This window comes from Bradyrhizobium monzae (genome assembly GCF_021458635.1).
Taxonomy (GTDB): domain Bacteria; phylum Pseudomonadota; class Alphaproteobacteria; order Rhizobiales; family Xanthobacteraceae; genus Bradyrhizobium.
Window position 1 is genome coordinate 14,630 of sequence record NZ_JAIRDQ010000009.1, and the last position, 25,210, is coordinate 39,839.

General features: G+C 65.7%; 25 protein-coding genes. 13 read left to right on the plus strand and 12 right to left on the minus strand.

Annotated features, from left to right (window positions below; translation table 11 throughout):
- Positions 1 to 11: 11 nt before the first annotated feature.
- From dapB to dnaK, 7 genes are all read right to left on the minus strand, one after another.
- Positions 12 to 827, minus strand: a complete 816-nt coding sequence (gene dapB / locus K3F49_RS27915) for a 4-hydroxy-tetrahydrodipicolinate reductase (RefSeq protein ID WP_234684121.1) — start codon at positions 825 to 827, stop codon at positions 12 to 14.
- Positions 828 to 1,067: 240 nt separating this feature from the next.
- Complete coding sequence (locus K3F49_RS27920) at positions 1,068 to 1,379, minus strand: DUF1330 domain-containing protein (protein ID WP_212301930.1); 312 nt, start codon at positions 1,377 to 1,379, stop codon at positions 1,068 to 1,070.
- A gap of 22 nt (positions 1,380 to 1,401) precedes the next feature.
- Positions 1,402 to 2,112 (minus strand): orotidine-5'-phosphate decarboxylase, encoded by a 711-nt coding sequence (pyrF, locus tag K3F49_RS27925; RefSeq protein ID WP_234684122.1) that lies wholly within the window; start codon positions 2,110 to 2,112, stop codon positions 1,402 to 1,404.
- Between the two features lie 6 nt (positions 2,113 to 2,118).
- Positions 2,119 to 2,697, minus strand: a complete 579-nt coding sequence (locus tag K3F49_RS27930; protein WP_234684123.1) for an NADPH-dependent FMN reductase — start codon at positions 2,695 to 2,697, stop codon at positions 2,119 to 2,121.
- A 57-nt stretch (positions 2,698 to 2,754) separates the two neighbouring features.
- Complete coding sequence (locus tag K3F49_RS27935; protein WP_027534962.1) at positions 2,755 to 3,354, minus strand: class I SAM-dependent methyltransferase; 600 nt, start codon at positions 3,352 to 3,354, stop codon at positions 2,755 to 2,757.
- A 93-nt stretch (positions 3,355 to 3,447) separates the two neighbouring features.
- Complete coding sequence (gene dnaJ, locus K3F49_RS27940) at positions 3,448 to 4,581, minus strand: molecular chaperone DnaJ (protein WP_234684124.1); 1,134 nt, start codon at positions 4,579 to 4,581, stop codon at positions 3,448 to 3,450.
- 244 nt (positions 4,582 to 4,825) lie between these two features.
- The gene (dnaK, locus tag K3F49_RS27945; RefSeq protein WP_234684125.1) at positions 4,826 to 6,727 is read right to left on the minus strand and encodes a molecular chaperone DnaK; all 1,902 of its coding nucleotides are present in this window, start codon (positions 6,725 to 6,727) and stop codon (positions 4,826 to 4,828) included.
- Positions 6,728 to 7,122: 395 nt separating this feature from the next.
- Between dnaK and K3F49_RS27950 the strand changes: the two genes are divergently transcribed.
- Both K3F49_RS27950 and pncA read left to right on the plus strand, forming a co-directional pair.
- Positions 7,123 to 8,064, plus strand: a complete 942-nt coding sequence (locus K3F49_RS27950; protein WP_234684126.1) for a hypothetical protein — start codon at positions 7,123 to 7,125, stop codon at positions 8,062 to 8,064.
- A 145-nt stretch (positions 8,065 to 8,209) separates the two neighbouring features.
- On the plus strand, positions 8,210 to 8,932 hold the full coding sequence (gene pncA / locus K3F49_RS27955; protein ID WP_234684127.1) for a bifunctional nicotinamidase/pyrazinamidase: 723 nt from the start codon (positions 8,210 to 8,212) through the stop codon (positions 8,930 to 8,932).
- Positions 8,933 to 9,001: 69 nt separating this feature from the next.
- On the opposite strand, the gene grpE is transcribed toward pncA, so the two are convergent.
- A complete protein-coding gene (gene grpE, locus K3F49_RS27960) occupies positions 9,002 to 9,607 on the minus strand; it encodes a nucleotide exchange factor GrpE (protein WP_234684128.1) in 606 nt (201 codons plus the stop codon).
- Positions 9,608 to 9,699: 92 nt separating this feature from the next.
- On the minus strand, positions 9,700 to 10,788 hold the full coding sequence (hrcA, locus tag K3F49_RS27965; RefSeq protein ID WP_234684129.1) for a heat-inducible transcriptional repressor HrcA: 1,089 nt from the start codon (positions 10,786 to 10,788) through the stop codon (positions 9,700 to 9,702).
- A gap of 181 nt (positions 10,789 to 10,969) precedes the next feature.
- Between hrcA and rph the strand changes: the two genes are divergently transcribed.
- The 3 genes from rph to hemW are packed head-to-tail and all read left to right on the plus strand — an operon-like array spanning position 10,970 to position 13,471.
- The gene (gene rph, locus K3F49_RS27970) at positions 10,970 to 11,683 is read left to right on the plus strand and encodes a ribonuclease PH (protein WP_148777231.1); all 714 of its coding nucleotides are present in this window, start codon (positions 10,970 to 10,972) and stop codon (positions 11,681 to 11,683) included.
- Positions 11,684 to 11,694: 11 nt separating this feature from the next.
- Entirely contained in the window at positions 11,695 to 12,330 is a 636-nt protein-coding gene (locus K3F49_RS27975; RefSeq protein ID WP_234684130.1) for a non-canonical purine NTP pyrophosphatase, read from the plus strand.
- A complete protein-coding gene (gene hemW / locus K3F49_RS27980) occupies positions 12,317 to 13,471 on the plus strand; it encodes a radical SAM family heme chaperone HemW (protein WP_234684131.1) in 1,155 nt (384 codons plus the stop codon). Before K3F49_RS27975 ends, hemW begins: the two co-directional genes overlap by 14 nt.
- Before the next feature lie 10 nt (positions 13,472 to 13,481).
- Here the strand turns inward: hemW and K3F49_RS27985 are convergent, their stop codons facing one another.
- On the minus strand, positions 13,482 to 14,717 hold the full coding sequence (locus tag K3F49_RS27985; protein WP_234684132.1) for a penicillin-binding protein activator: 1,236 nt from the start codon (positions 14,715 to 14,717) through the stop codon (positions 13,482 to 13,484).
- Between the two features lie 343 nt (positions 14,718 to 15,060).
- Here K3F49_RS27985 and rsmI point away from each other — a divergent pair, with 343 nt between their 5' ends.
- The 7 genes from rsmI to K3F49_RS28020 all read left to right on the plus strand — a co-directional run bounded on the left by rsmI (position 15,061) and on the right by K3F49_RS28020 (position 22,268).
- A complete protein-coding gene (rsmI, locus tag K3F49_RS27990; RefSeq protein ID WP_234684133.1) occupies positions 15,061 to 16,011 on the plus strand; it encodes a 16S rRNA (cytidine(1402)-2'-O)-methyltransferase in 951 nt (316 codons plus the stop codon).
- On the plus strand, positions 15,998 to 16,423 hold the full coding sequence (locus tag K3F49_RS27995; protein WP_234684371.1) for a YraN family protein: 426 nt from the start codon (positions 15,998 to 16,000) through the stop codon (positions 16,421 to 16,423). The genes rsmI and K3F49_RS27995 overlap by 14 nt, the downstream gene beginning before the upstream one ends.
- A gap of 10 nt (positions 16,424 to 16,433) precedes the next feature.
- Positions 16,434 to 17,378 (plus strand): glutathione synthase, encoded by a 945-nt coding sequence (gshB, locus tag K3F49_RS28000; protein WP_234684134.1) that lies wholly within the window; start codon positions 16,434 to 16,436, stop codon positions 17,376 to 17,378.
- Positions 17,379 to 17,846: 468 nt separating this feature from the next.
- Entirely contained in the window at positions 17,847 to 18,668 is an 822-nt protein-coding gene (gene cpaB, locus K3F49_RS28005) for a Flp pilus assembly protein CpaB (protein WP_234684135.1), read from the plus strand.
- Between the two features lie 10 nt (positions 18,669 to 18,678).
- Entirely contained in the window at positions 18,679 to 20,196 is a 1,518-nt protein-coding gene (locus K3F49_RS28010; protein ID WP_234684372.1) for a type II and III secretion system protein family protein, read from the plus strand.
- 51 nt (positions 20,197 to 20,247) lie between these two features.
- A complete protein-coding gene (locus K3F49_RS28015) occupies positions 20,248 to 20,982 on the plus strand; it encodes a CpaD family pilus assembly protein (RefSeq protein ID WP_234684136.1) in 735 nt (244 codons plus the stop codon).
- A complete protein-coding gene (locus K3F49_RS28020) occupies positions 20,979 to 22,268 on the plus strand; it encodes an AAA family ATPase (RefSeq protein WP_234684137.1) in 1,290 nt (429 codons plus the stop codon). Before K3F49_RS28015 ends, K3F49_RS28020 begins: the two co-directional genes overlap by 4 nt.
- A 44-nt stretch (positions 22,269 to 22,312) precedes the next feature.
- Here the strand turns inward: K3F49_RS28020 and K3F49_RS28025 are convergent, their stop codons facing one another.
- Positions 22,313 to 23,095 (minus strand): tetratricopeptide repeat protein, encoded by a 783-nt coding sequence (locus K3F49_RS28025; RefSeq protein WP_234684138.1) that lies wholly within the window; start codon positions 23,093 to 23,095, stop codon positions 22,313 to 22,315.
- Positions 23,096 to 23,178: 83 nt separating this feature from the next.
- Positions 23,179 to 23,424, minus strand: coding sequence for a PilZ domain-containing protein (locus tag K3F49_RS28030; protein WP_200297365.1), 246 nt, complete (start codon positions 23,422 to 23,424; stop codon positions 23,179 to 23,181).
- Between the two features lie 218 nt (positions 23,425 to 23,642).
- Between K3F49_RS28030 and K3F49_RS28035 the strand changes: the two genes are divergently transcribed.
- The gene (locus tag K3F49_RS28035) at positions 23,643 to 25,181 is read left to right on the plus strand and encodes a YifB family Mg chelatase-like AAA ATPase (RefSeq protein ID WP_234684139.1); all 1,539 of its coding nucleotides are present in this window, start codon (positions 23,643 to 23,645) and stop codon (positions 25,179 to 25,181) included.
- The last annotated feature ends 29 nt before the right edge of the window (positions 25,182 to 25,210 follow it).

Genomic DNA, 25,210 nt, shown 5'->3' on the forward strand with positions numbered 1-25,210 from the left:
GCTTGCTTTGATCAGATATCGGCAAGGCCGAGCACGTCGGCCATGGAGTAGTGCCCCGGCTTCTTGCCATGCGCCCACAGCGCCGCCTTCAGCGCGCCGTGCGCGAACAGCATGCGATCCTCGGCGAGATGCGACAGCGTCAACCGCTCGAACGGGCCGAGGAAGGTCACGCTGTGCTCGCCGGCGACGGTGCCGCCGCGCAAGGAGGCAAAGCCGATCGCGCCCGGCTTGCGTGCGCCGGTGATGCCGTCACGGCCGCGTTCCGAATTGTCCTCGAGCGAGATGCCGCGGCCGGCGGCGGCAGCCTGGCCCAGCATCAGCGCGGTGCCGGAAGGCGCATCGACCTTCATGCGGTGATGGGCTTCGACGATCTCGATGTCGAAACTCTCGTCGAGCGCCTTGGCGACGCGCTTGACCACGGCGGCGAGCAGATTGACGCCCAGACTCATATTGCCTGATTGCACGACGATGGCGCGATTGGTGACGCTCTTGATCACGGCGTTGTCGGAGGCCGACAGGCCAGTGGTGCCGACGACGTGCACGATGCCGCGCTCGGCCGCGATCGCGACATTGGCGATGGTCGCGGCCGGAACGGTGAAATCGAGAATGCCGTCGGCTTCTTTCGACATCGTCCAGAGGTCGGCGGACAGCTTGATGCCATTGGCCGGCAGGCCTGCGAGCGCGCCCGCATCCTTGCCGAGCAGCTCCGAGCCCGGCGCCTCCAGGGCGCCAGCCAGCACCGCGCCTTTGCTGTCGGCAATCGCCCGTGTCAGGGCGCGGCCCATCCGGCCGCCGGCTCCAGCAACAATCAAGCGCATGTCTGACATGGTGCGATCCTCTCAAGGCGCCGTTGTAGCGGCGGGACGCAGTTCCGGCAACCGAGGGGGACAAACTCCGCCGTCATGCCCGGGCTTGTCCCGCCTGCGCGGCCGAAGCCGCTTCTGCGAGGCAAAGGCCCGGGCATCCACGAAAGACCAAGCATGAGGGCACAAAGACGTGGATGGCCGGGTCATAGGCGGAGTGAAGCGACGCCGTCCTTCGGACGGCTATGCCCGACCATGACGGAGTCAACCGTCCGACGGCTGCGGGCCGTCATAGCCCTCGATGATGATGAGGTCGGCGATCGAGTGCGGCTGGCGCACCTTGATATTGGCCTGGTATTCCGGGGAATTGTAGCAGGCGATCGCGGTCTGGTAGTCCGGAAATTCGATCACGACGTTACGGGTGCGGCTTGCACCTTCGACAGTGGTGAACTTGCCGGCGCGGACGACGAAGCGGCCACCCCATTTCTTGAAGATCGGCCCGTTGGCGACGGCGTAGGGCTTGTAACCCTCGTCACTGCTCACATCGACGCGCCCGATCCAGTAGCCCTTTGCCATTGTTCTTCTCCTTGGTTGTTCCTCAGCCGAGTGCTTGCGCAATCTCGACTTGAATGGCCTCTGCGATTGCCTTGGGGTCAGCGGCCTCCACCACCGGCCGCCCCACGACGAGATAATCCGCGCCCGCGACAATCGCACGACCGGGCGTCATGATGCGTTTCTGATCACCGGTTGCCGAACCCGCCGGGCGAATGCCGGGCGTGACGAGATGCATCTGGTGGCCGACGATCTTGCGCAGGCTTCCCACTTCCTCGGGCGAGGACACGAGCCCATCGACGCCGAGCACCTGCGCCTGCTGCGCGCGCGCTTCGACGAGCTCGGAGACGCCGAGCCGGAAACCTGCCGCGTGCAGATCGTCTTCGTTGTAGGAGGTCAGCACCGTGACGGCGAGGATCTTCAGCTTCGAGCTGCCGCGGCCCTCGACGGCGCCCTTCATGGTCTGCGGATAGGCATGCACCGTGAGGAAGGTGGCGCCCAGCTTCGTGATGCTCTCGACGCCTTGCGCTACGGTGTTGCCGATGTCGTGCAGCTTGAGGTCGAGAAAGACCTTCTTGCCCTTGTCGGCGAGCTTGGCGACCAGCGGCAAGCCGCCGGCATAAGCGAGGCGATAGCCGATCTTGTAGAAGGCGACGCTGTCGCCGAGCCTTGCGATCATCGCCTCCGCGGCATCGACGCTGGGCAAATCGAGCGCAACGATCAGGCGGTCCTTCGGGGCGATTTCGGCTGGCGTCATGTCACCTCACATCATGCGTTGGGAAAAGTCGATCAACTGCCGCGCCATCTCTTTCAGCCCGTCGCGATCGGGCTGGGTCTTGAGCCTGTCCATATCGTCATAGGCCTGGTCGGCAAAGGCGAGCGTGAACTGGCTGGCGATCACATTGGCGTGGCAGGAGGTCAGGATCAGCCGCAACGCCTGCAGCGCGCGAGCCGCGCCGAGCCGGCTCTGCGAAGCACCGGCAAGCGCGAAGGCGCGGTTGCGGAAAACGTCGCCGCGCGCCTCGTGCGGATCCTGCACGCGGCTGACCCAGTCGATCGCATTCTTCAGCAGCGGCGGCACCGAGGCGTTGTACTCGGGCGAGACGAACAGCACGCCATGATGCGCGCCGATCATGCGCTTGAGATTGATCGCGTGCTTGGGCACGCCGGACTTGGCCTGGAGATCGCCGTCGTAAATCGGCAGCGGAAAATCGGCGAGCGAGATGCGGGTGACGTCAACGCCGGCCTGCGCGAATTCATACGCGGCGACCGCCGCCAGCTTCACGTTGTGCGAGCCGGTGCGCAGCGAGCCAGGAATGACCAGGATTTTCGGGGCTGACATCCAATCCAATACGTTCGGCGAAACGAGCCCGCCGCGCATCGGAGGAAGCCGGCGGAATTAGTCCTTGCGATACACCCAGACGCGGGCCGGCGGAAGGTTCATCCAGATCCGTTCCGAGGCCTCTGTGGACACGCCGGGCAGCGATTTCGGGATCGGCGGCACCACCGCATAGGTGAACTGGACGAAGGGCGCGCCGGGCGCGAGCGCCGTGAAGGCATCGCGAATGAGCCGCAGCCGCGTCAGCATCGGCTTTGTGACCAGCGGCAGGCCGGAGACCACCGCGCTAGCCGGTGCGCTCAAGACGTTCCAGAGCGTGTCGCGCAGGCGATAGGCATCGCCCTGCACCACCTTGGCCTGCGGATAGCGGTCGCGCAAAAGCGCGCAGAAGCCGGGATTGTACTCGACGAGGACGAGACGCTTCTGATCGACGCCGCGCTCGACCAGCGCCGAGGTGATGGCACCTGTGCCGGGTCCAAGCTCGACCACCGGAGCATCCGAATCGACGTCGACGTAATGAGCCATGGTCCGGGCCAGCAGCTTGCCCGACGGCATCACCGCGCCCATGTGGAGGGGCTTTTCGATCCACGATCTGAGAAAGCGCACCTCGTCATCAAGACGGGGCTTCTTCAACGCACGCGCGGACGACGGCAATGGCATGTCTGGACCGGACGGGACGAGACCGCGTGACCGCGGCGTGTCAGAAAATGGTCATAAAGACGTATAGGCCGAAGGCGGCACGGTCAAGACGAGTCAGTTCGCCCGATTACCGAAGAAATCCTTGACCTTGGTAAAGAAGCCCTCGGATTCCGGCTGGGTATTGCCGGAGGAGAGCTTATCGAACTCGGCCAGCAATTCCTGCTGCTTCTTGGTGAGGTTCTGCGGGGTCTCGACCACGACCTGGACGTACATGTCGCCCGTCTGGCGCGAGCGCAGCACCGGCATGCCCTTTGATGCAATGCGGAATCGGCGGGCGGACTGGGTTCCGGCCGGGACCTTCACCTTGGCCTTGGCCTTGTCGATGGTCGGCACCTCGAATTCGCCGCCGAGCGCGGCGGTCACCATCGAGATCGGCACACGGCAATGCAGATCGGCGCCGTCGCGCTGGAAGAACTGGTGCTGGGCCAGCGACAGGAAGATGTAGAGGTCGCCGGGCGGGCCGCCGCGGACGCCGGCCTCGCCTTCGCCGGCGAGCCTGATCCGGGTGCCGTCCTCGACGCCCTGGGGAATATTGACAGACAGATTCCGCTCGCGGGTCACGCGACCCTGGCCCGAGCAGGACGGGCAGGCGTCCTCGATCATCTGGCCGCGGCCCTGGCAGCCGTGGCAGGTGCGCTCGAGCGTGAAGAAGCCCTGTGACTGCCGCACGCGGCCGGCGCCGCCGCAGATCGAGCAGGTCTTGGGTTTGGTGCCGGCCTTGGCACCGATGCCCGAGCAGGCCTCGCAGGTGACCGAGACGGGAATCTCGATCTGCGCGGTCTTGCCGCCAAAGGCTTCCTCGAGGGTGATTTCCATGTTGTAGCGCAGGTCCGCGCCACGCTCGCGGCCGCCGCGGCCACGCTGGCCGGCCATCCCGAACAGATCTTCGAAGATGTCGGAGAAGGAGGAGGCGAAGCCCGCTCCGAAGCCGGCGCCGCCGCCGGGACCGCCCTGCTCGAACGCGGCATGGCCGAAACGGTCATAGGCCGCGCGCTTGTCCTTGTCCTTCAGGACCTCGTAGGCCTCGTTGATTTCCTTGAACTTGACCTCGCTGGTGTCGTCCCCGGGATTGCGGTCGGGGTGAAACTTCATCGCAAGCTTGCGGAAGGACGATTTCAGGACGGAATCGTCGGCAGAGCGTTCGACTTCGAGGGTTTCGTAATAGCAGCGCTTGGCGGACGTGGACATGTTCAACTCGGTCTATCCAATCGCGATTCAAGTCGGAGCGAAACAACGTCGCCACGCAACGATATAGGCAGCCTTCCGCCCAGCGGCAGAGGGCTGCATGGCAGCGTTGAGCATAGCGTCTGGGAATTGATCGATCGTAACGGGCATCCCGCCCATCAAACCCGACACGACAGCCTCCCCCCTGAAGGGGGAGGCCGACTGAGCGTGTGGGGTCCAAGCCGTCCGCATCATACCCTCTCGGGGCTTATGCAGACTTCTTGTTGTTCTTGTCGTCGTCGACCTCGGTGAACTCAGCGTCGACGACGTCGTCCTTGGCCGCATCCCTCTTGGCGTCAGCCTCGGCCTGCTGCGTGTACATGGCCTCACCGAGCTTCATCGAAGCCTGGGCCAACGTGGTGGTCTTGGCCTTGATCGCCTCGGCATCGCTGCCCTTCAGCGCTTCCTTGAGGTCGCTGACGGCGTCCTCGATGGCACGACGCTCGGTCTCACCGACCTTCGAACCATGCTCGGCCAGTGCCTTCTCGGTGGAATGCACCAGCGCATCGGCGTGGTTCTTGGCGTCGACCGCCTCGCGGCGCTGCTTGTCGGCCGCGGCATTGGCCTCGGCGTCCTTGACCATCTTGTCGATGTCGGCTTCCGACAGGCCGCCGGAGGCCTGGATGCGGATCTGCTGTTCCTTGGCGGTCGCCTTGTCCTTGGCCGAGACGTTGACGATGCCGTTGGCGTCGATGTCGAAGGTCACCTCGATCTGCGGCATGCCGCGCGGGGCCGGCGGAATGCCCATCAGGTCGAACTGACCGAGCATCTTGTTGTCGGCCGCCATTTCACGCTCGCCCTGGAAGACGCGGATGGTAACCGCGTTCTGGTTATCCTCGGCGGTCGAGAACACCTGGCTCTTCTTGGTCGGGATCGTGGTGTTGCGGTCGATGATGCGGGTGAACACGCCGCCCAGCGTCTCGATGCCCAGCGACAGCGGGGTCACGTCGAGCAGCAGCACGTCCTTGACGTCGCCCTGGAGCACGCCGGCCTGAATCGCGGCACCGATCGCCACGACTTCGTCCGGGTTGACGCCCTTGTGCGGCTCCTTGCCGAACAGCTGCTTCACGACTTCCTGGACCTTCGGCATGCGCGACATGCCGCCGACCAGAACGACTTCGCCGATCTCACCGGCAGTGACGCCGGCGTCCTTCAGGGCCTTGCGGCAGGGCTCGACGGTCTTCTGCACGAGGTCGTCGACCAGCGCTTCGAACTTGGCGCGGGTGAGCTTCATCGTCAGATGCTTCGGGCCGGTCTGGTCCGCGGTGATGAAGGGCAGGTTGATCTCGGTCTGCGTCGTCGACGACAGCTCGATCTTGGCCTTTTCAGCGGCTTCCTTCAGGCGCTGCAACGCGAGCTTGTCGTTGCGCAGGTTGATGCCCTGCTCCTTCTGGAACTCGTCGGCCAGATAGCCAACGAGGCGCATGTCGAAGTCTTCGCCGCCGAGGAAGGTGTCGCCGTTGGTCGACTTCACCTCGAACACGCCGTCGCCGATTTCGAGAATGGAGATATCGAACGTGCCGCCGCCGAGATCGTACACGGCGATCGTGCCGGTCTTGGTCTTGTCCAGACCATAGGCCAGCGCAGCCGCGGTCGGCTCGTTGATGATGCGCAGCACTTCAAGGCCCGCGATCTTGCCGGCGTCCTTGGTGGCCTGGCGCTGGGCGTCGTTGAAGTAGGCGGGAACGGTGATGACCGCCTGGTCGACCTTCTGGCCGAGATGGGCTTCCGCGGTCTCCTTCATCTTCTGCAAGATGAACGCCGAGACCTGCGAGGGCGAGTAGCTCTGGCCGTCGGCCTCGACCCAGGCGTCGCCGTTGGAGGCCTTCACGATCTTGTACGGAACGAGCTTCTTGTCCTTCTCGACCATCGGGTCGTCATAGCGGCGGCCGATGAGGCGCTTCACTGCGAAGAACGTACGCTCTGGATTGGTCACGGCCTGGCGCTTGGCAGGCTGGCCGACGAGGCGCTCACCGTCGTCCGTTACGGCGACGATCGAAGGCGTCGTGCGCATGCCTTCGGAATTCTCGATAACTTTGGCGTTCTTGCCATCCATCACGGCGACGCACGAATTCGTGGTGCCGAGGTCGATCCCAATGACCTTTCCCATGGTCCTGATATCCTTGTTTTTGCGGCAGGTTGGCTGGGCCCAGAAGGCACCCGAACCGAACCCCCTAAGATCAAACATCCGCGATATTGCGATGATTGAAGGCTCATATAGGAGGGGGGGTGGGCCCCGCAAGGACCGACCGCAAGTTTCGACCGTGAAAACATTGGGTTTTGGAAGAACATATCCGGGCTGAACCGCCCTTGCAGGTGATGAATTATTAACAGGTTCAGGCCTCAGCCGGCCCCGCCACCGTGAGCTGCCCTGCCCTGTTACCGGCAAACCAAACCCGCTAAAAGGCGGCGGCCGGACAGCCTCGTCATGGGGCTGCTTCGCGCGACAAAGCGGCCCAGTCGCCGACCATCGAACGGCCTCAATGTGAACCAATCAGAGTGCCCATGAAGCTGACCCGCCCCCTCGCCGCGCTCGCCCTCCTCGTTGCCACGGCATTTCCGGCGCTCGCCGCAGATGCCGTCTACCCGCCCGGCTTGCGCCTCGGCATGGTGCCGCTGGTCGGGCTGAACACGGCAAAAACCTTTCCCGGTTTCGAGAGCGAGGACGGCAGCGTCAAGGTGCTGATCACCGAGCTGCCGCCGGCGGCTTACGGCGAGGTCGTGGGCGCCCTCAGCGCCAATCCGAATGGCTCTAACGGCGTCAAGCCGGACAAGATCGAGACGCAAGCGGGCCTCGCCTATTTCACCACCGAGAGCGGCAAGGCCGGCACGACCCTGGTGAAGCGCTATTCGATGATCGTGCCGGGCACCGGCTTCTCCGGCTACGTCGCGGTGCAGGTCCCCGAGAACGCGTCGAAGATCTACACCGACGAGGCGGTGCGGCAGATGTTTGCGACCGCCGTAACCCGCAAGGAGGTCTCGGCCGACGAGCAGATCGGGCTGATGCCGTTCAAGATCACAGATCTCGCCAGCTTCAAGGACATCCGCACGCTGGTGCCGGGCGCGAGCATCATCCTGGCCGACGGCAACGAGAGCTCGGGTTATGAATCGAAGCCGTTCATGATCCTCGGCCTGATCGGCGCGACCCCGCAGCAGGCCGACGACCGCGCCCGCTTCGCCCAGGAAGCCGCGCTCCAGATCCCCGGCGTGCGCGAGTCCCGCGTCACCATGTCCGAGCCGATCCGCATCAACGGCCAGCCGGGCTTTGAGACCCGGATCGACGGCGTCAGTGGCAAGGACAAGACGCCGGTGACCGTGGTGCAGTGGATCCGCTTCGCGTCCGGTGGCACTTCGCTGCGCATCATCGCCAGCGCGCCGCGCGACCAGTGGTCGGACGCCTTCACCCGCTTCCGCGCCGTGCGCGACGGCATCCAGCCGAAGGGTTAGAAACCCGGGGTTAGAACCTGAGGTTAAAAACCTCGGGTTAGCAGCCCAACCGCTAGCCAAAACCGGCTGCATTTTCGGGCTTCTGTTCGTACACGAACGGAATTAGGCTTCCCTTCATTGGATCAACCTCGAGGGGAGGCGGACGATGCTGGATCGACGACAAATCTTGGCGGCGCTGGGGACCACGGCGCTCGCGAGCCTTGCTCCAACCGCACTTTTCGCGGCGGCCACGATCAAGCCGGACGACACATCCGCGCTGCTCGTGATCGACGTCCAAAACTGCTTCCTGCCCGGCGGCAGCCTCGCGGTGAAGGAAGGCGAGCAGGTCGTGCCCGTCATCAACAAGATGGCGAAAGCGTTTTCGAACGTGGTGATGACGCAGGACTGGCACACGCCCGGCCACGTTTCGTTCGCGTCAGTGCATTCCGGCAAGAAACCGTTCGAGACCATCGAGCTGCCTTACGGCAAGCAGGTGCTGTGGCCCGACCATTGCGTGCAGGGCACCGACGGTGCGTCGCTGTCGAAGGATCTCTCGATCCCGCAGGCCGAGCTCATCATCCGCAAGGGCTTTCACAAGGACGTCGACAGCTATTCGGCGTTCCTCGAAGCCGACGGCAAGACCTCGACCGGACTTGCCGGCTATCTGAAAGGCCGCAAGATCAAGCGCGTCTTCGTTGCGGGTCTCGCGACGGATTTCTGCGTCGCCTGGACCGCGCTCGATGCGCGCAAGGCGGGCTTTGAGGTCTATGTCGTGGAAGACGCCTGCCGCGGCATCGACAATCAGGGCTCGCTCGCCAAGGCGTGGGCCGATATGGCCAAGGCCGGCGTGAAGCGGATTCAGTCTGCCGATATCGCGGTCAGCGCGTAAGGCGCGCATCTCGACCAAACCCTCAAGGCGAGGAGACGCGCGAGCGCGCTCCTCGCGACTGAGGATCGATCAGTTCGCTTCGTTGCTGTTCGCGGCGGGCGCAGGCTTGGCGCCACCCTTGGCAACACCGACCAGCGCCGGGCGCAGCACGCGCTCGCCGATGGTATAGCCGGCCTGCATGACCTGCACGACGGTGCCTGCGGGCACCGACGCGTCCGGCACCTCGTACATCGCCTGCTGGAAGTTCGGATCGAACTTCTGGCCCTGCGGATCGAACTTCTTGACGCCGTGCTTTTCCAGCGCGTTGAGCAGCGAACGCTCGGTCAGCTCGACGCCCTCGATCAGCGCGGTCAGGCCGGGATCCGCCGCGGCACGGGCTTCGGCCGGAACGGCATCGAGGGCGCGCTGAAGGTTGTCGGCGATGTCGAGCACGTCGCGGGCAAAGCCGGTGACGCCGTAGAGCTTGGAGTCCGCGACCTCCTTGGCGGTGCGCTTGCGCAGATTTTCCATCTCCGCCAGCGTCCGCAGCATGCGGTCGCGCGCCTCGGCGACTTCCTTCTGCAGCAATTCCACCGAACCCGGCTCCGGATCGTCGGGCATGATGTAGGGTTTTGACACCACCGGCTCGTCGGCCGCGGCAGTCGTGTCTTCGGGTTGCCGGTCTCGATCGGTCATCGGCTCTCTTTTCGGTCTTCGGGATTTTGCTGGCCCGGATATCGTGCTTCGGGCGCTGAAAATCAAGCGCCCGTGATCGGCTCAAATGCCGGTCAGCCCCCCAGGAGCCGACTGACGATGCGGGCGGCGTAGTCCACGGTCGGGATCACGCGGGCGTAATTCAGCCGCGTCGGCCCAATCACGCCCAAAACACCGACAATGCGGCCGGTGGCATCCTGATAGGGCGAGATGATGGTGGAGGAGCCCGACAGTGAAAACAGCTTGTTCTCCGAACCGATGAAAATCCTCACGCCCTCGGCGGTTTCCGCACGCCCCAACAGGTCGATCACGCCGCGCTTGGTCTCGAGATCGTCGAACAGCAGCCGCACCCGCTCGAGATCCTCCAGCGCGTGCAGATCTTCCAGCAGATTGGCGTGGCCACGAACGATCAGCTGGCGGTCCTCATTCTCGCCACCGGACCAGCTCGCAATTCCGGCCGCGATCACCTTTTGGGTCAATTGATCGAGCTCGGCACGGGCCTCGCCGAGCGCGGTTTCCAGCTCGAGCCGCGCCTCGGCGAGCGTCCGGCCGCGAATCCGCGAATTGAGGAAATTGCCGGCTTCGGTGATGGCCGAGGAGGGAACTCCCGGCGGCAGCGTCAGCACGCGGTTTTCGACCTGGCCGTCCTCGCCGACCAGGATCACCAGCGCCTTCTCGGGTTCCAGCCGGACGAACTCGATGTGCTTCAGCCGGGTGTTTGATTTCGGCGTCAAAACCACCGCCGCGGTGCGGGTGAGACCCGACAGCCGCGTCAGCGCCTGATCGAGCGCCGCCTCGACCGATTGGGCCTGGCCGACGGAGGTCAGCTGGCTCTGGATCGACTGCCGCTCGGCCTCGTTGAGGTCGCCGACCTGCATCAACGCGTCGACAAAGAAGCGCAGACCGAGTTCCGTCGGCAGCCGGCCGGCGGAGGTGTGCGGCGCGTAGATCAGGCCGAGATGTTCCAGATCGGCCATGACATTGCGGACCGAGGCCGGCGACAGCGGCATCGCAATCAGCCGCGAGATGTTGCGCGAGCCCACCGGCTCGCCGGTCGCGAGGTAACTTTCGACAATTTGACGAAAGATGTCGCGAGAACGCTCGTTGAGCTGGGCGAGGCCTGCGCGCGGCGCGATCAGATGGATCGGATCGTGATGGGCCACAGACGGTAACTCCTCTCAGATACTCATAATTTGTCCATCCCCGAGGGTTCTGACAAGCGTGGCGTTTGCGGGGTGGAAAAACGGGGGTGAAAAAGCCTTGTCCTTTCCCCTTGCCGCCCACCCTCACCCCACCTACAAGCACCGCGAATAGCCCTTTTCCGAGAGTTTTGGAGGATTCCCCATGCGGCCAAGCCGCCGTGCGCCCGACGAATTGCGCCCCGTGACGCTTGAGCGTGGCGTGGTCAAATATGCGGAAGGCTCCTGCCTCGTGAAATTCGGCGACACCCATGTGCTGGTCACCGCCACGCTGGAAGACCGCTTGCCGCCCTGGCTGAAGGGCCAGGGCCGCGGCTGGGTCACCGCCGAATACGGCATGCTGCCGCGCGCGACCTCCGAACGCACCCGCCGTGAAGCCGCCGCCGGCAAGCAGAGCGGCCGCACCGTCGAGATCCAGCGCCTGATCGGGCGCTCGTTGCGCACCATCGTCGATCTCGAAGCGCTCGGCGAGCGCCAGATCACGGTCGATTGCGACGTGCTCCAGGCCGACGGCGGCACCCGCACCGCCTCGATCACCGGTGCCTGGGTCGCGCTCGCCGACTGCATCAACTGGATGAAGACGCGCAACATGATCAAGGCCAACGTGATGCGCGACAACGTCGCCGCGATCTCCTGCGGCATCTATCAGGGCAAGCCGGTGCTCGATCTCGACTATGCCGAGGATTCGGAAGCCGAGACCGACGCCAATTTCGTCATGACCGGCGATGGCCGCATCATCGAGGTGCAGGGCACGGCGGAACGCGAGCCCTTTACGCAGGACGAGTTCCTGGCGCTGATCGCCCTGGCGCAAAAGGGCATCGCGCGTCTCGTGGACTTGCAGAAACTGGCTGTCGCGTAGTCAATAGGCCCATGCACCGCCGAATCACCGGAAAGCTCGTCATCGCGACCCATAATCCCGGCAAGCTCGCCGAGATGAAGGAGCTGCTCGCGCCTCACGGCATCGAGGTGGTGTCGGCCGGTGAGCTCGGCCTGTCCGAGCCGGACGAGACCGGCAACGATTTCCGCAGCAACGCCGCGATCAAGGCGATCGCTGCGGCGCAGGCGACCAGGCTTCCCGCTTTCGCCGATGATTCCGGCATCGTGGTCGACGCGCTCGACGGCGCGCCCGGCATTTTCTCCGCACGCTGGGCTGGTCCGAGCAAAGACTTCGCTGCCGCGATGGCGCAGATCGAGCGTCTGTTGCAGGAGCGCGGCGCCACCACGCCCGACAAACGTAAATCGCATTTCGTCTCGGCGCTCTGCGTCGCCTGGCCCGACGGCCATCTCGACGAGGTCGAGGCGCGCGTCGACGGCACGCTGGTCTGGCCGCCGCGCGGCACCGCCGGCTTCGGCTACGATCCGATGTTCCTGCCGGATGGATACGACCGCACCTTCGGCGAGATGGAAAGCATCGAGAAGCACGGCCTGCCGCCGCTTGGCCTCGGCCTGTCGCACCGCGCCCGCGCCTTCGTGAAACTGGCGGAGATCTGCCTTGAGCCGCGCTAAGGAAGCCTTTGGCGTCTACGTGCACTGGCCGTTCTGCCTGTCGAAGTGCCCCTATTGCGACTTCAACAGCCATGTCCGCCACGCCGCGATCGACGAGGCGCGCTTTGCATCCGCCTTCGCCCGCGAGATCGAAACGACGGCCCAGCGCTCGCCCGGCCGCGAGGTCACCTCGATCTTCCTCGGCGGCGGCACGCCGTCGCTGATGCAGCCGGCAACCGTTGGCGCCGTGCTCGACGCGATCGGCAAGCACTGGAAAGTTGCCAGCGACGTCGAAGTGACGCTCGAGGCAAATCCGACCAGTGTCGAAGCTACGCGCTTCGCCGGTTATCGCACCGCCGGCGTCAACCGCGTCTCGCTCGGCGTGCAGGCGCTCGACGATGCCTCGCTGAAAGCGCTGGGCCGCATGCACAGCGCGCGCGAGGCGCTCGACGCCGTCGCGATCGCGCGCCGCTCATTCGACCGCTACTCGTTCGACCTGATCTATGCCCGTCCCGACCAGACGCCGGCGATGTGGGCCGATGAACTGCGTCTCGCAATCGACGAAGCGGCGGAGCATCTGTCGCTCTATCAATTGACGATCGAAGAAGGCACGCCGTTCTTCGGCCTGCACCAGGCCGGGAAACTGAAGACGCCGGACGAAGCCGTCGCGCGCGCGCTTTACGACGTGACGCAGGAGACCTGCGACAAGCTTGGCCTGCCCGCTTACGAGATTTCCAACCACGCGCGGCACGGTGCCGAGTGCCGGCACAATCTGGTCTACTGGCGCGGCGAAGAATATGCCGGCATCGGCCCCGGCGCGCATGGCCGCCTCGACATCGACGGCGTGCGCCATGCCACCGCCACCGAGAAGCGCCCCGAAGCCTGGCTGATGCGCGTCGAAAGCAGCGGCCACGGCGTGGTCACCGACGATCTCCTCAACAGCGAAGAGCGCGCCGACGAATTTTTGCTGATGGGACTGCGCTTGGCCGAAGGTATCGACCCCGAGCGCTACAGGGCGCTGTCGGGCCGCTCGCTCGACCCCAAGCGCATCACGCTCTTGCGTGAGGAAGGCGCGATCACGGTGGATGCAACAGGCCGTTTGCGCGTGACGAGCAGCGGATTCCCGGTGCTCGATGCCGTAGTCGCAGATCTCGCGGCGTAACGAGAACTCGTTACGCGCCAAAGCTCTTCGGCGAACCCGCCACCGCGACACCGCCACCCGTCGTGACCTTCATCACCGCGAGCCCGCGTTCATTGGTGCCGTCGGCGCGGAAGCGGAACAGGCCGTCGATGCCGGCGAAGCCCGACGGGTTGGTGAGCACGTCCGACGAGAAGCGCGTGGTGCCCTGCGTGCGCGCGAGCGCTGCCACGAGCGCGACTGCGTCATAGGCGAGCGTTGCGGTGCGGATCGGATCGGCGCCGTATTTGGTGCGGTAACGGCCGGAGAAGGCGCGGAAGCCGGCTGGATCCGGCGCGGCATAGAGGCCGCCTTGCAAGCTTGGGCTGGCATAGACACGCGGGCTGTCCCACAGGCCAGTGCCGAGCAGCTGGATGTTGCGCAAATTCGCGCCCGCTGCGGTCAACGCATCCGCGACCGAGACGACGGCATCGCCGTCATCGGCAATGAACAGCGCATCCGCACTGCCGAGTTGCTGCGCTACGTTGCGCGCCGCCGTCGCGCGGTCGGCGCCGTATTTCTCGAACGCGACGATGCGTCCGCCGCGCCGGGGCACCGCGGCCTTCACCGCGGCTTCGACGACATTGCCGTATGCATTGTCAGGCACGAGCACGGCGACGGAGCGTTTTCCGATGCTGGCGGAATATTCGACGATACGATTGACGTCGGACTCCGGCAGGAAGCTCAGCAGGTAGACACCGCGGCCGGCGATGCTCGAATCGGTCGAGAACGCCATCACCGAGATGCCGCGCGTCCGCGCGACCTGGGCCACGGCCGGGACCGACTGCGCGAACAGCGGCCCCAGAATGATCTCGGCGCCTTCGTCGACCGCCTGCTGCGCGCCGGCTTGCGCGCCCTGCGGGCTGCCATTGTCGTCCTTGATCAGCAGCTGGATGTTCGGGTTCTGGAACTCGGCCAGCGCCATCTCGGCGGCGTTGCGCATGGATTGCGCGGCGAGCCCGGCATTGCCGGCGGCCGAGAGCGGCAGGATCACGGCAACCTTCACGCCGCCGGTGCCGGCGGTGGTCGCCTGCTGCGGCGGGCCGGCCGGCTGGGCCGGGGTCGGTGAGGAACTTGAGAACGGATTGGAAAACTGGCTGAGGCTCTGCTGCACGCCGGCGCAGGCCGACAGCAAGGGCGTGCCGAGCAGCAGACCAAGCGCACTCCGCCGGGTCGCCCTTGTTAATCGGGGGCCCTGTACGGGAGACTTCGGATCACGAGGGCCGACCATGGCAACTCTTCTTCTGATCTTCCGTTGCCGGCCGATCACAGCAAATCTTGCCGCGACAGAAGCCGCGGATTCAGGCATATTGTCGGTAAATAGTTAACCAAAACAAAAGGATAACGACCACTTAACGCAGCTACCCTTCACGTCATGGTTGGCTGTCCACCGTCCGTCACTCGAGCATCAAGGCGGTGTTTCCGCCGCGAATATGGCGCTGACGCTTACTTCCCTAAAGAATGTGATGCCGGATGGATCACATTCCAGTCCTTCCTCGCCCCTTCCCCCCGGTACGATCTTTTTCAAGGGACCGGTTCCCAGCCCCAGGGATCATGCCTAAGTTCGATTCATTATGCGCGCAAAGCCGGCCCCGATAAATACGACTGAAGCTACGGACGCCGCCCCGCGCGGTTTCTCGATCGACGCCCATCGGTTCGCGGTGCCGAAGCCGGCGGCCGGCCTCTATCTGGTCGCGACCCCGATCGGCAATCTCGGCGACATCACCCTGCGCGCGCTGCAGACGCTGGCCGGGGTCGACGTCATCGCCTGCGAGGACACCCGCATCACGCGGCGCCTGACCGAACGCTACGACATCTCGGCGCAGCTCAAGCAATATCATGAGCACAATGCCGAGGCCGCCCGCCCAAAGATCCTGGAGGCGCTTGCCGCAGGCGGTTCGGTCGCGCTGGTATCGGACGCCGGCACGCCGCTGATCTCAGATCCCGGTTACAAGCTGGTGCGCGAGGTCTGCGCCGCCGGCCATGCGGTCTATGCACTGCCGGGCCCGTCCTCCGTGCTGGCGGCGCTGTCGGTTGCGGCACTGCCGACCGACCGCTTCTTCTTCGAGGGCTTTTTGCCGGCGAAATCCGCCGCGCGGCGGTCGCGCCTGGCCGAGCTCGCCCGCATCGATGCGACGCTGGTGATGTTCGAATCCGGCAACCGGGTGCAGGACACACTTGCCGAGCTCGCCGAGATCATGGGCACGCGCGAGGCCGCAATCTGCCGCGAGCTGACAAAACTGCATGAGGAGATTTCGCGCGCGAAGCTCGACGAGCTGGCGCGCGAGGCAGACACGCTGGAGACACGCGGCGAATTCGTGCTGGTGATCGCTCCGCCTGCCGCGGATGCAGACGTGCTGACAGCGGATGCGCTGGACGATCTCCTGCGCGATCAGCTCGCCTCGCACAGCGTCAAGGACGCCGTCGCGCATGCGGTCGCGCTCTCCGGCCGGCCCCGCCGCGAGGTCTATGCCCGCGCGCTCGAGCTCGCAAAAGATTTGCGGGGCGGCGATGGCGAAGACTAAGGGCGTCCAGGAACCCAAGCCAGAACCGCAACAGGAACCGAAGATCGCCTCGCCCGAGCGCGTCGCCGCGTTCCGCACCGGCATCTCGGCCGAGAGCCGCGCCGCGGCTTTCCTGATAGCGAAGGGCTATCGCATTCTGGCCAAGCGCTACCGCACACCGCATGGCGAGATCGATCTGGTGGCGCGGCGTCGCAACCTGATCGCATTCGTCGAGGTCAAGGCGCGTGCCAGCCTCGATGAGGCCGCCTACGCGGTGACGCAGCGCCAGCAGCGGCGCATCATCGACGCCGCGCAGGGCTGGCTGGCCACGCATCCCGAGCATGCGGAATTCGAATTGCGATTCGACGCGATGCTGATTGCGCCGCGATCACTTCCACGCCATGTGTTGGCGGCATTCGACGCCTCGACCTGAAAGGCAGACCATGAAACTGAACGTCGCCGTCCAGATGGACCCCATCGCCCGCATCAACATCAAGGGCGACTCCACCTTTGCGCTGCTTCTGGAGGCACAGAAGCGCGGCCACGGCCTGTCCTATTACACGCCCGACAAGCTCTCGATGGTCGGCGACGAGATCGTCGCGCCGGTCCAGCTCCTGACCGTGCGCGACGAGCCCGGCGATCATTTCACCCTCGGCGAGCCCAGGCGCGAGGCGCTGAACGGCTTCGACGTGGTGCTGCTGCGCCAGGATCCGCCGTTCGATCTTGCCTACATCACTTCGACGCATCTGCTCGAGCGCATTCACCCGAAGACGCTGGTCGTCAACGATCCCGCTGCGGTGCGCAACGCGCCCGAGAAGCTGTTCGTGATGAATTTTCCGCAGCTGATGCCGCCGACCCTGATCTCGCGCGACCTGGATGAGATCAACGCATTCCGCGACAAGCACGGTGCCGTCGTGATGAAGCCGCTGCACGGCCATGGCGGCGCCGCGGTATTCCGCGTGATGCCGCAGGACATGAATTTCGGCTCGCTGTTCGACATGTTCTCGGTCACCTTCAAGGAGGCCTGGGTGATCCAGCAGTTCATCCCCGAGGTGAAGCTCGGCGACAAGCGCATCATCCTGGTCAATGGCGAGTTCGCAGGCGCCGTGAACCGCGTGCCGGCCGCCGACGACCTCCGCTCCAACATGGTGCGCGGCGGCGCGGCAAAGGAGACCGAGCTGACCCCGCGCGAGCGCGAGATCTGCGCCACCGTCGGCCCGGCACTGCGCGAGCGCGGCCTGCTGTTCGTCGGCATCGACGTCATCAACGGCAACCTCACCGAGATCAACGTGACCTCGCCCACCGGCATCCGTGCCATCGCACGGCTCGGCGGCCCGGACGTTGCGGCCAAAATCTGGGACGTGATCGAACAGAAGCGGGCGAAGTAGTCTTCGCAGCTCGGCGCACCAATCTATAACCGTCACCCCCGCGCAACGGCGAAGCCGCTGTCGCTGGAGGTGGCCGCTTCTTCAGCGGCCCTCGAAGGGCGACGGCCCGGCTGGTGGCGACGTCGAGGCATCGGGGCCGTGCATCCTTCGAGGCTCGCAGGAGCTCGCACCTCAGGATGACGGGCCACCAACATCGTTTCGGACGGCGCTCCTAACGTCCCGCGCGCCACTAACCACCCATTCACCATGACGCCGCGCGCCTCATGCGAACGCATGAGCGCGCGTGCGTGAATCTACGGGCTCACCGGCCGCGCGGCTAACGCGGCATTCACCATCTGCCCAAAACGCGCGCCGTCACTGACCATCACACTCGGCCTCGCAACACCCCTTATACCTTTACTCCCTACTCATCGATGCGGGGGAACCCGCCACGTGCGGTTCGAGTGCCCCGCGTAAGAGTAGAAGCGTATGAACACCGCACGCATTGTCGTTCTCGTCATCGCGCTGGGCGCCGGCGGCGTCGCTGCGTATCTGGCGAGCGGCTACGACAACAAGTCCGCGCCCGCGCTCCCGGTGGCCGAGAAGCTGCCGACGGTCGAGGTGCTCGTCGCCAAATCCGACATTCAGCTCGGCCAGGCCGTGAAGGCCGAAGATCTGCAATGGCAGACCTGGCCGCAATCGACTGCAAGCAGCGCCTTTATCCGCCGCGACAGCAGGCCCGACGCACAGACCCAGATCGCCGGCTCGATCGCGCGCGTACCCCTGATGCAGGGCGAGCCGATCCGCGAGCAGAAGCTGGTAAGGGCGGACGGCTCCGGCTTCATGGCCGCGATCCTGCCGTCCGGCATGCGCGCCGTGTCCACCGAGATCTCGGCCGAGACCGCCGCCGGCGGCTTCATCCTGCCGAACGACCACGTCGACATCGTCCTGACGCGACGCCTGAAGAATCCCGACGGCGCCAACGGCTCGACCGGCGGCAATGACCTGATCCTGTCAGAGGTCATCCTGACCAATATCCGCGTGCTCGCCATCGACCAGGCGCCGAAGGAAAAGGACGGCCAGAACGCCGTGGTCGGCAAGACAGTCACGCTCGAGCTCAGGCCCGATCAGGTCGCGACGCTCTCGGCCTCGCGCCAGGGCGGCTCGCTGACACTCGCACTGCGCAGCATCGCCGATGCCAGCGCCTCCGACGGTGGGCCGGAGGACCAGGCGCTCAAGCAGCGGCAGAGCAGCGGCGTGAACGTGATCCGCTACGGCGTGCAAACGCGACAAATGACGTCACAGAAGTGATGGGGACATGATGAACTACGGGGGCAATCGGATGGGCCTGCGCATTCGGGGGAAGCGCGCCGGCTCGTTCTGGGCAGGGGCAATGCTGATACTGGGGCTGGTCGCAGCCCCCGATCTCGTCCGCGCTGCGGATGCGCCGGTCGGAGACCAGGCGCCGATGCAGGCGCCGGATCTCGGCGTGTCGCCGGTCGCGACCATCGCGCCGGCGCGGACGCGTTCGCTGTCGCTCGGCGTCGGCAAGTCGGTCGTCATCGACCTGCCGCGCGAGGTCAAGGACGTGCTGGTGGCAGATCCCAAGATCGCCAATGCGGTGATCCGCTCGGCGCAGCGCGCCTACATCATCGGCGGCCAGGTCGGCCAGACCAACGTGGTGTTCTTCACCGCCGACGGCCAGCAAGTTGCGTCCTACGACATCGCGGTCAAGCGCGACCTCAACGGCATGCGCACGGCGCTGCGCTCATCGCTGCCGGGTGTGCAGATCGAGGGCGTCGGCGACAGCGTGATGCTCACCGGCTCGGTGTCGAGCCCGGTCGAGGCCCAGCAGGCCGGCGACGTCGCCGCCAAGCTCGTCGGCGGCGCCGACAAGGTCGTCAACAACATCGTCGTGCGCGGCCGCGACCAGGTGATGCTGAAGGTCGTCGTCGGCGAAGTCCGCCGCGACATCGTCAAGCAATTGGGCGTCGATCTCAGCGCCAGCCTGAATGCCGGCACCGCGGTGGTGAATTTCAACAATTCCAACCCGTTCTCGGCCAGCGGCGGACCGCTGGTCAGCGGCAACGGGCTCGGGGTTGCCGGCCTCGCCAAGGGCGTTGCCACCGTCAGCGCCACGATGCGCGCGATGGAAACCGCCGGCGTGATGCGCACCCTGGCCGAGCCGAGCCTGACGGCGATCTCCGGTGAATCGGCGACCTTCATCGCCGGCGGCGAATTTCCAATTCCCGGGGGCTATTCCTGCGATCCGACCACGCATGTCTGTACCACCCAGATCGTCTACAAGAAGTTCGGCATCTCCCTGAACTTCACCCCGGTCGTGCTGAGCGAAGGCCGGATCAGCCTGCGGGTGATGACAGAGGTCTCCGAGCTATCGAACCAGAACGCCATCACGGTGTCGCAGGCGCTGTCCGCGAGCACGACCAACTCGATCACCATCCCCTCGGTCCAGACCCGTCGCGCCGAGACGACGCTGGAAATTCCCTCGGGCGGCTCGATGGCGATGGCCGGCCTGATCCAGCAGCAGACCAAGCAGGCCGTCAACGGCCTGCCCGGCCTCGACCAGGTGCCGATCCTCGGCGCGCTGTTCCGCAGCCAGGACTTCGTCAACAACGAGACCGAGCTGATGGTGATCGTGACACCCTATGTGGTGCGCGCGGTGGCCCAGAAGGAATTGTCGCGGCCCGATGACGGCTTCGCGCCGTCCTCGGATGCGCAGTCCGCGCTGCTCGGCCGCATGAACCGCCTCTACGGCATCGCACGCCGGGTCGATCCGATCGACGGCAATGCCGGTGATTTCGGCTTCATCATCGACTGACACCAACGGTTTGGGGACCGGGGCAAGATTCGGGCAAGAGGGGACCACGCGATGACGAAGACAAATGATCGACGTCGCAATTTGCGCATCGCGCTCGCGCTGGCGGGGCTCTCCGTCATGCTGGGAGCCTGCAACACCACGGGCGACGTCGTCACCACCCAGACGGTGCCGACCGATTACCGCATGCGTCACCCGATCGCGGTGCAGGAAGGCAAGCGCTCGATCGTGATCTTCGTCGGCAAGGCGCGCGGCGGACTCTCGGCCGCGCAGCACGCCGACGTGATGGGCATTGCCCAGGACTGGGTGCGCGAAGGCACCGGCTCCGTCGTCGTCGACGTGCCCATCGACACCGCGAATTCGCGCGCGGCTGCTGCGACCTATCGCGAGATCCGCGCCGTGCTGGGCTCGGGCGGCGTGCCGTCGCGCGCCATCGTCCAGCATCCCTATCGGCCCGAAGATCCCGCCCTGCTGCCGACCATCCGGCTGAGCTATTCCAAGATCGCCGCGGTCGCCGGCCCCTGCGGGCTGTGGCCCGAGGACGTGGGACCGTCGATCCTCGACCCCGGCTACAACGAGAACCAGCCCTATTTCAATCTCGGCTGCGCCACCCAGCGCAATCTTGCCGCGATGATCGACAACCCCGCCGACCTCGAGCAGCCGCGCGCGGAGACGCCAGCCTATACCGCACGGCGCGACATCGCCTTCGACCGCTACCGCAAGGGCACGGCCACGGCGACCGCATATCCCGAGGCTGACAAGGCCAAACTCAGCGATACAGGCAAATGACGGACTTCCACGACGACGAGGCGGACGATCCGCAGCACCCCGAGGAACACATTGCGCCGGTCCCCCGGATCTCGGTGCAGGCCTTTTGCGAGACCGAGCAGACGCTCGCCGCGGTGACCGCGGCCGGCCAGGACCGCCGTCTCGCCAAGGCGCATCTCACCGCCAAGAGCGGCGGCCTCGCCGCGGCGATCGAAGTCTATGACACGATGCCGACGCCGAACGTCATCGTGATCGAGTCCGACGGCACGCGTGACATCCTCGAAGGGCTCGACGACCTCGCCGGCGTCTGCGACCCCGGCACCCGCGTGGTCGTGATCGGCAATCCCAACGACACCGCCCCCTATCGCGAGCTGGTGCGTCGCGGCGTCAACGATTACGTGGTCGGGCCGGTCGAAACCCTCGACGTCGTGCGCTCGATCTGCAGCCTGTTCTCGGCGTCCGAGGCCATCATCACCGGCCGCGTCATCGCGGTGGTCGGCGCCAAGGGCGGCGTCGGCGCCTCCACCGTCGCGCATAACGTGGCCTGGACCATCGCGCGCGACCTCGCGCTCGATTCCGTCGTGATCGATCTCGATCTCGCCTTCGGCACCGCCGGCCTCGACTACAACCAGGACCCGGCGCAGGGCATCGCCAACGCGGTGCTGTCGCAGGACCGGCCGGACACCGCGCTGATGGAGCGCCTGCTCGCCAAATGCACCGAACGCCTCAGCCTGCTTGCTGCACCCGCCACCCTTGATCGCGTCTATGATTTCGGCGCGGAAGCCTTCGATGCGATCTTCGACACGCTGCGCATGACCACGCCCTGCATCGTGCTCGACGTGCCGCATCAATGGTCGGCCTGGACCAAGCGCGCGCTGGTCAACGCCGACGACATCGTCATCGTGACCGAGCCGGATCTCGCGAACCTGCGCAACACCAAGAACATGCTGACCGTGCTCAAGGCGGCGCGGCCGAACGACCGGCCGCCGCTCTACTGCATCAACCAGGTCGGCATGCACAAGCGCGCCGAGATCGACGTCAAATCGTTCGCCAAGACCATGGAGAGCCAGCCGCTCGCGGTGATCCCGTTCGATTCAAAGCTGTTCTCGACCGCCGCGAACAACGGCCAGATGATCGCCGAGGTCTCCAAGAGCCACCGCACCACCGAGCTGTTCCAGAACATGGCCAACCGCCTCGCTGGACGCGGCGAGGTGAAGAAGCCGAAGCGTTCGCTGCTCGGACCGCTCTTGAAGAAGCTGAAGGGCAGGACCGGACGCGCACACGCTCCGCATCGCAAGGCGTCGTAACGCGAGCGCGTTTTCGCGCGAGCGGGACTCTCAGCAGCGGCGGATTACTTCTCCGCCCGCTGCTGCTGCTTCTTCGACAGCAGCTGGCGCAGCGCCGTGACCTTTGCCGCCGCCTGATCCGGCGGCAGATCGGCCTTCACGATGGTCTCGGCCTCGGCCTCGCGGCCCTGCAATCCCAGCACGAGCGCAAAATTGGCGCGGACCCGCGCATCGTTTTGATTGCGCTGATAAGCGCGGCCGAGCACCTGTTCGGCCTTCGCCAGATTGTTTTGCAGCATGTAGGATAGGCCCAGATTGGACAGCACGGTCGGCTCGTGTGGCACGATCTTCAGCGCGGCGGCATAATATTGCTGCGCTTCCTCGTTGCGGCCGAGCTGATCGAGCGCCGCGCCCTGCGCCGACAGGATGCGCCAGTCCGGATCCTCGGGCGTGTGCGCACGGCCGAGCACATCGAAAGCCTGCTGGAAATTGCCATTGTCGGCGAGCGCGCGGCCATAGCCGGCGAGCAGCGCCTTATTGCTGGGATGGGCGAGCACGGCCTGCTCCATCACCGCGACCGCCTGGGCGCGCTGACCGGTCTCGCGCAATGCCATGCCGTAGTCGAGCGCGATTTTGGCGTCGCTGGGCTTGGCGCGATAGCGCTCGCGCAAGCCATTCATGTCAGGCTTGGCGTCCGCCGTAGTGGCAGGCTCCGACTTGCCACCGACGCCAAGCGCGCCGGTCACATCCTCCAGGCTCGTGGTCTGGCAGCCACCGAGGGCAAGCAGCAGAAGCGCGGGAAGCAGGAATCTCGCCGGGGGAGAGGCAAGGCACGAACGCTTGGACATACTCTGATCACCGCCGGCGGACTGATCAGAGATGCTTTGCCGATTAACGCTAAATTCCCGTTAAGGACGCGTGCCTGTTGGGCTTAATCGGTGAATTCCGCACCGAATTCGCAACCGATGCGCCAGCGCAGGCGGCATTGGCGGGAATAGTCGGGTGCGAAAATGATGGTGAATTGCGGCGGCACTTCCAGGAATTCGGCCACGACCTTCACGCCGCCATCCGAGATATCCGTGATCGTGCAGTCCCGCGGCAGCGAGCCAGCACCAAGATGGATCTTGGCGAGCCGCGTGCACACCCGACGTTCGCTTCTGCGGCGATTTGCAAGCATTTGAATTGTTCACCCGTTAGATCACGGCCCATCCCGCAGCCCTAGGAGTAGCGGACATTCGTTGGAATGTGCTGAGGAGAGCCGGTCGCATTCGAGGCGTAGTCTCGGGACCCCGTTTACGATTGGTTAGGTCTTCGCGGCGCCCTCGACTTTGTTCCCGTATTGTTCTTGTCAGGCCGGCCCGGCTCTGCTACCCCTAATTGTGCGAGGGGAGCAGCATGGTTCAGCGGGTTTCGACAGTCGCCTTTGAGGGGATCGAGGCCCGCGCGGTCGACGTGCAGGTGCAGGTCGCGCCGGGCCTGCCGGCGTTTGCCATCGTCGGCCTTCCCGACAAGGCGGTGTCGGAGGCGCGCGAGCGGGTCCGCTCGGCGCTGATCGCCTCGGGGCTGGCGCTGCCGGCGCGGCGGATCATCGTCAATCTCGCACCGGCCGACCTGCCCAAGGAAGGCAGCCATTACGACCTGCCGATTGCGCTCGGGCTGATGGCGGCGATCGGCGCGATCCCGCCCGATGCGCTGACCGGCTTCACCGTGCTCGGCGAACTCGGCCTCGACGGCTCGATCGCGCCTGTGGCCGGCGTTCTGCCCGCCGCGATCGGCGCCAATGTGCGCGAGGAAGGCCTGATCTGCCCGGCGGCCTGCGGCTCGGAAGCGGCATGGGCGAGCCCGGATATCCAGATCGTCGCCGCGCATTCGCTGATTCAGATCGCCAACCATTTCAAGGGCACGCAAGTGCTGTCACGGCCCGTGCCGAAGGTGCACGAGGCAGCCACCTCGCCGCTCGATCTGCGCGACATCAAGGGCCAGGAGAGCGCCAAGCGCGCGCTGGAGATCGCGGCCGCGGGCGGACATCATTTGCTGATGATCGGCGCGCCTGGTGCCGGCAAATCGATGCTGGCGGCGCGCCTGCCCTCGATCCTGCCGCCGCTGTCGCCGGGCGAGTTGCTCGAGGTCTCGATGATCGCCTCCGTCGCCGGCGAGATCGAGGGTGGCGCGTTGACATCGCGGCGGCCGTTTCGTTCGCCGCATCATTCCGCCAGCATGGCCGCGCTCACCGGCGGCGGCGCGCGCGCAAGGCCCGGCGAGATATCGCTGGCGCATCAGGGCGTGCTGTTCCTCGACGAGCTGCCCGAGTTCGATCCGCGCGTGCTGGATTCGCTGCGCCAGCCGCTGGAAAACGGCGAGGTCTCGGTCTCCCGCGCCAATCACCGCGTGACTTACCCCGCGCGCTTCATGCTGATCGCAGCGATGAATCCGTGCCGCTGCGGCAATGCGTTCGAGCCGGGCTATGCCTGCAAGCGCGGCCGCATCGACCGCTGCGCCGGCGACTACCAGGCACGCATCTCCGGACCGCTAATGGACCGCATCGACCTGCGCATCGAGGTCCCGGCTGTAACCGCGGCCGATCTGATCCTGCCGCCGCCGGCGGAAGGCTCCGCCGAAGTCGCCGCGCGCGTGGCAGCCGCGCGCGACATCCAGCTCGCGCGCTACGCCGATGCCGGCCTGCCGCAGGTCCGCACCAATGCCGAGGCGCCGGCGTCGGTGCTGGAGGACATCGCCAAGCCGGATGCGCAGGGACAGAAGCTGCTGCGCGATGCCGCCGAGACCATGCGGCTGTCGGCGCGCGGCTATCACCGCGTGCTGCGGGTGGCGCGCACGCTCGCCGACCTCGACGGTGCCGACAGGATCGGCCGGCTGCATCTCGCCGAAGCGCTGTCCTACCGCGCACTCGCGGAGGATGTGCGCCAGATGGCCTGATCATCCAGCGCATCAACCCGACGGTAACG

What these genes read in the sequence shown, in the direction of transcription:
- dapB (WP_234684121.1), bottom strand. Translation starts at nt 827, where the DNA reads ATGTCAGACATGCGCTTGATTGTTGCTGGAGCCGGCGGCCGGATGGGC.
- K3F49_RS27920 (WP_212301930.1), bottom strand. Translation starts at nt 1,379, where the DNA reads ATGGCAAAGGGCTACTGGATCGGGCGCGTCGATGTGAGCAGTGACGAG.
- pyrF (WP_234684122.1), bottom strand. Translation starts at nt 2,112, where the DNA reads ATGACGCCAGCCGAAATCGCCCCGAAGGACCGCCTGATCGTTGCGCTC.
- K3F49_RS27930 (WP_234684123.1), bottom strand. Translation starts at nt 2,697, where the DNA reads ATGTCAGCCCCGAAAATCCTGGTCATTCCTGGCTCGCTGCGCACCGGC.
- K3F49_RS27935 (WP_027534962.1), bottom strand. Translation starts at nt 3,354, where the DNA reads ATGCCATTGCCGTCGTCCGCGCGTGCGTTGAAGAAGCCCCGTCTTGAT.
- dnaJ (WP_234684124.1), bottom strand. Translation starts at nt 4,581, where the DNA reads ATGTCCACGTCCGCCAAGCGCTGCTATTACGAAACCCTCGAAGTCGAA.
- dnaK (WP_234684125.1), bottom strand. Translation starts at nt 6,727, where the DNA reads ATGGGAAAGGTCATTGGGATCGACCTCGGCACCACGAATTCGTGCGTC.
- K3F49_RS27950 (WP_234684126.1), top strand. Translation starts at nt 7,123, where the DNA reads ATGAAGCTGACCCGCCCCCTCGCCGCGCTCGCCCTCCTCGTTGCCACG.
- pncA (WP_234684127.1), top strand. Translation starts at nt 8,210, where the DNA reads ATGCTGGATCGACGACAAATCTTGGCGGCGCTGGGGACCACGGCGCTC.
- grpE (WP_234684128.1), bottom strand. Translation starts at nt 9,607, where the DNA reads ATGACCGATCGAGACCGGCAACCCGAAGACACGACTGCCGCGGCCGAC.
- rph (WP_148777231.1), top strand. Translation starts at nt 10,970, where the DNA reads ATGCGGCCAAGCCGCCGTGCGCCCGACGAATTGCGCCCCGTGACGCTT.
- K3F49_RS27975 (WP_234684130.1), top strand. Translation starts at nt 11,695, where the DNA reads ATGCACCGCCGAATCACCGGAAAGCTCGTCATCGCGACCCATAATCCC.
- K3F49_RS27985 (WP_234684132.1), bottom strand. Translation starts at nt 14,717, where the DNA reads ATGGTCGGCCCTCGTGATCCGAAGTCTCCCGTACAGGGCCCCCGATTA.
- rsmI (WP_234684133.1), top strand. Translation starts at nt 15,061, where the DNA reads ATGCGCGCAAAGCCGGCCCCGATAAATACGACTGAAGCTACGGACGCC.
- K3F49_RS27995 (WP_234684371.1), top strand. Translation starts at nt 15,998, where the DNA reads ATGGCGAAGACTAAGGGCGTCCAGGAACCCAAGCCAGAACCGCAACAG.
- gshB (WP_234684134.1), top strand. Translation starts at nt 16,434, where the DNA reads ATGAAACTGAACGTCGCCGTCCAGATGGACCCCATCGCCCGCATCAAC.
- cpaB (WP_234684135.1), top strand. Translation starts at nt 17,847, where the DNA reads ATGAACACCGCACGCATTGTCGTTCTCGTCATCGCGCTGGGCGCCGGC.
- K3F49_RS28010 (WP_234684372.1), top strand. Translation starts at nt 18,679, where the DNA reads ATGAACTACGGGGGCAATCGGATGGGCCTGCGCATTCGGGGGAAGCGC.
- K3F49_RS28015 (WP_234684136.1), top strand. Translation starts at nt 20,248, where the DNA reads ATGACGAAGACAAATGATCGACGTCGCAATTTGCGCATCGCGCTCGCG.
- K3F49_RS28020 (WP_234684137.1), top strand. Translation starts at nt 20,979, where the DNA reads ATGACGGACTTCCACGACGACGAGGCGGACGATCCGCAGCACCCCGAG.
- K3F49_RS28025 (WP_234684138.1), bottom strand. Translation starts at nt 23,095, where the DNA reads ATGTCCAAGCGTTCGTGCCTTGCCTCTCCCCCGGCGAGATTCCTGCTT.
- K3F49_RS28030 (WP_200297365.1), bottom strand. Translation starts at nt 23,424, where the DNA reads ATGCTTGCAAATCGCCGCAGAAGCGAACGTCGGGTGTGCACGCGGCTC.
- K3F49_RS28035 (WP_234684139.1), top strand. Translation starts at nt 23,643, where the DNA reads ATGGTTCAGCGGGTTTCGACAGTCGCCTTTGAGGGGATCGAGGCCCGC.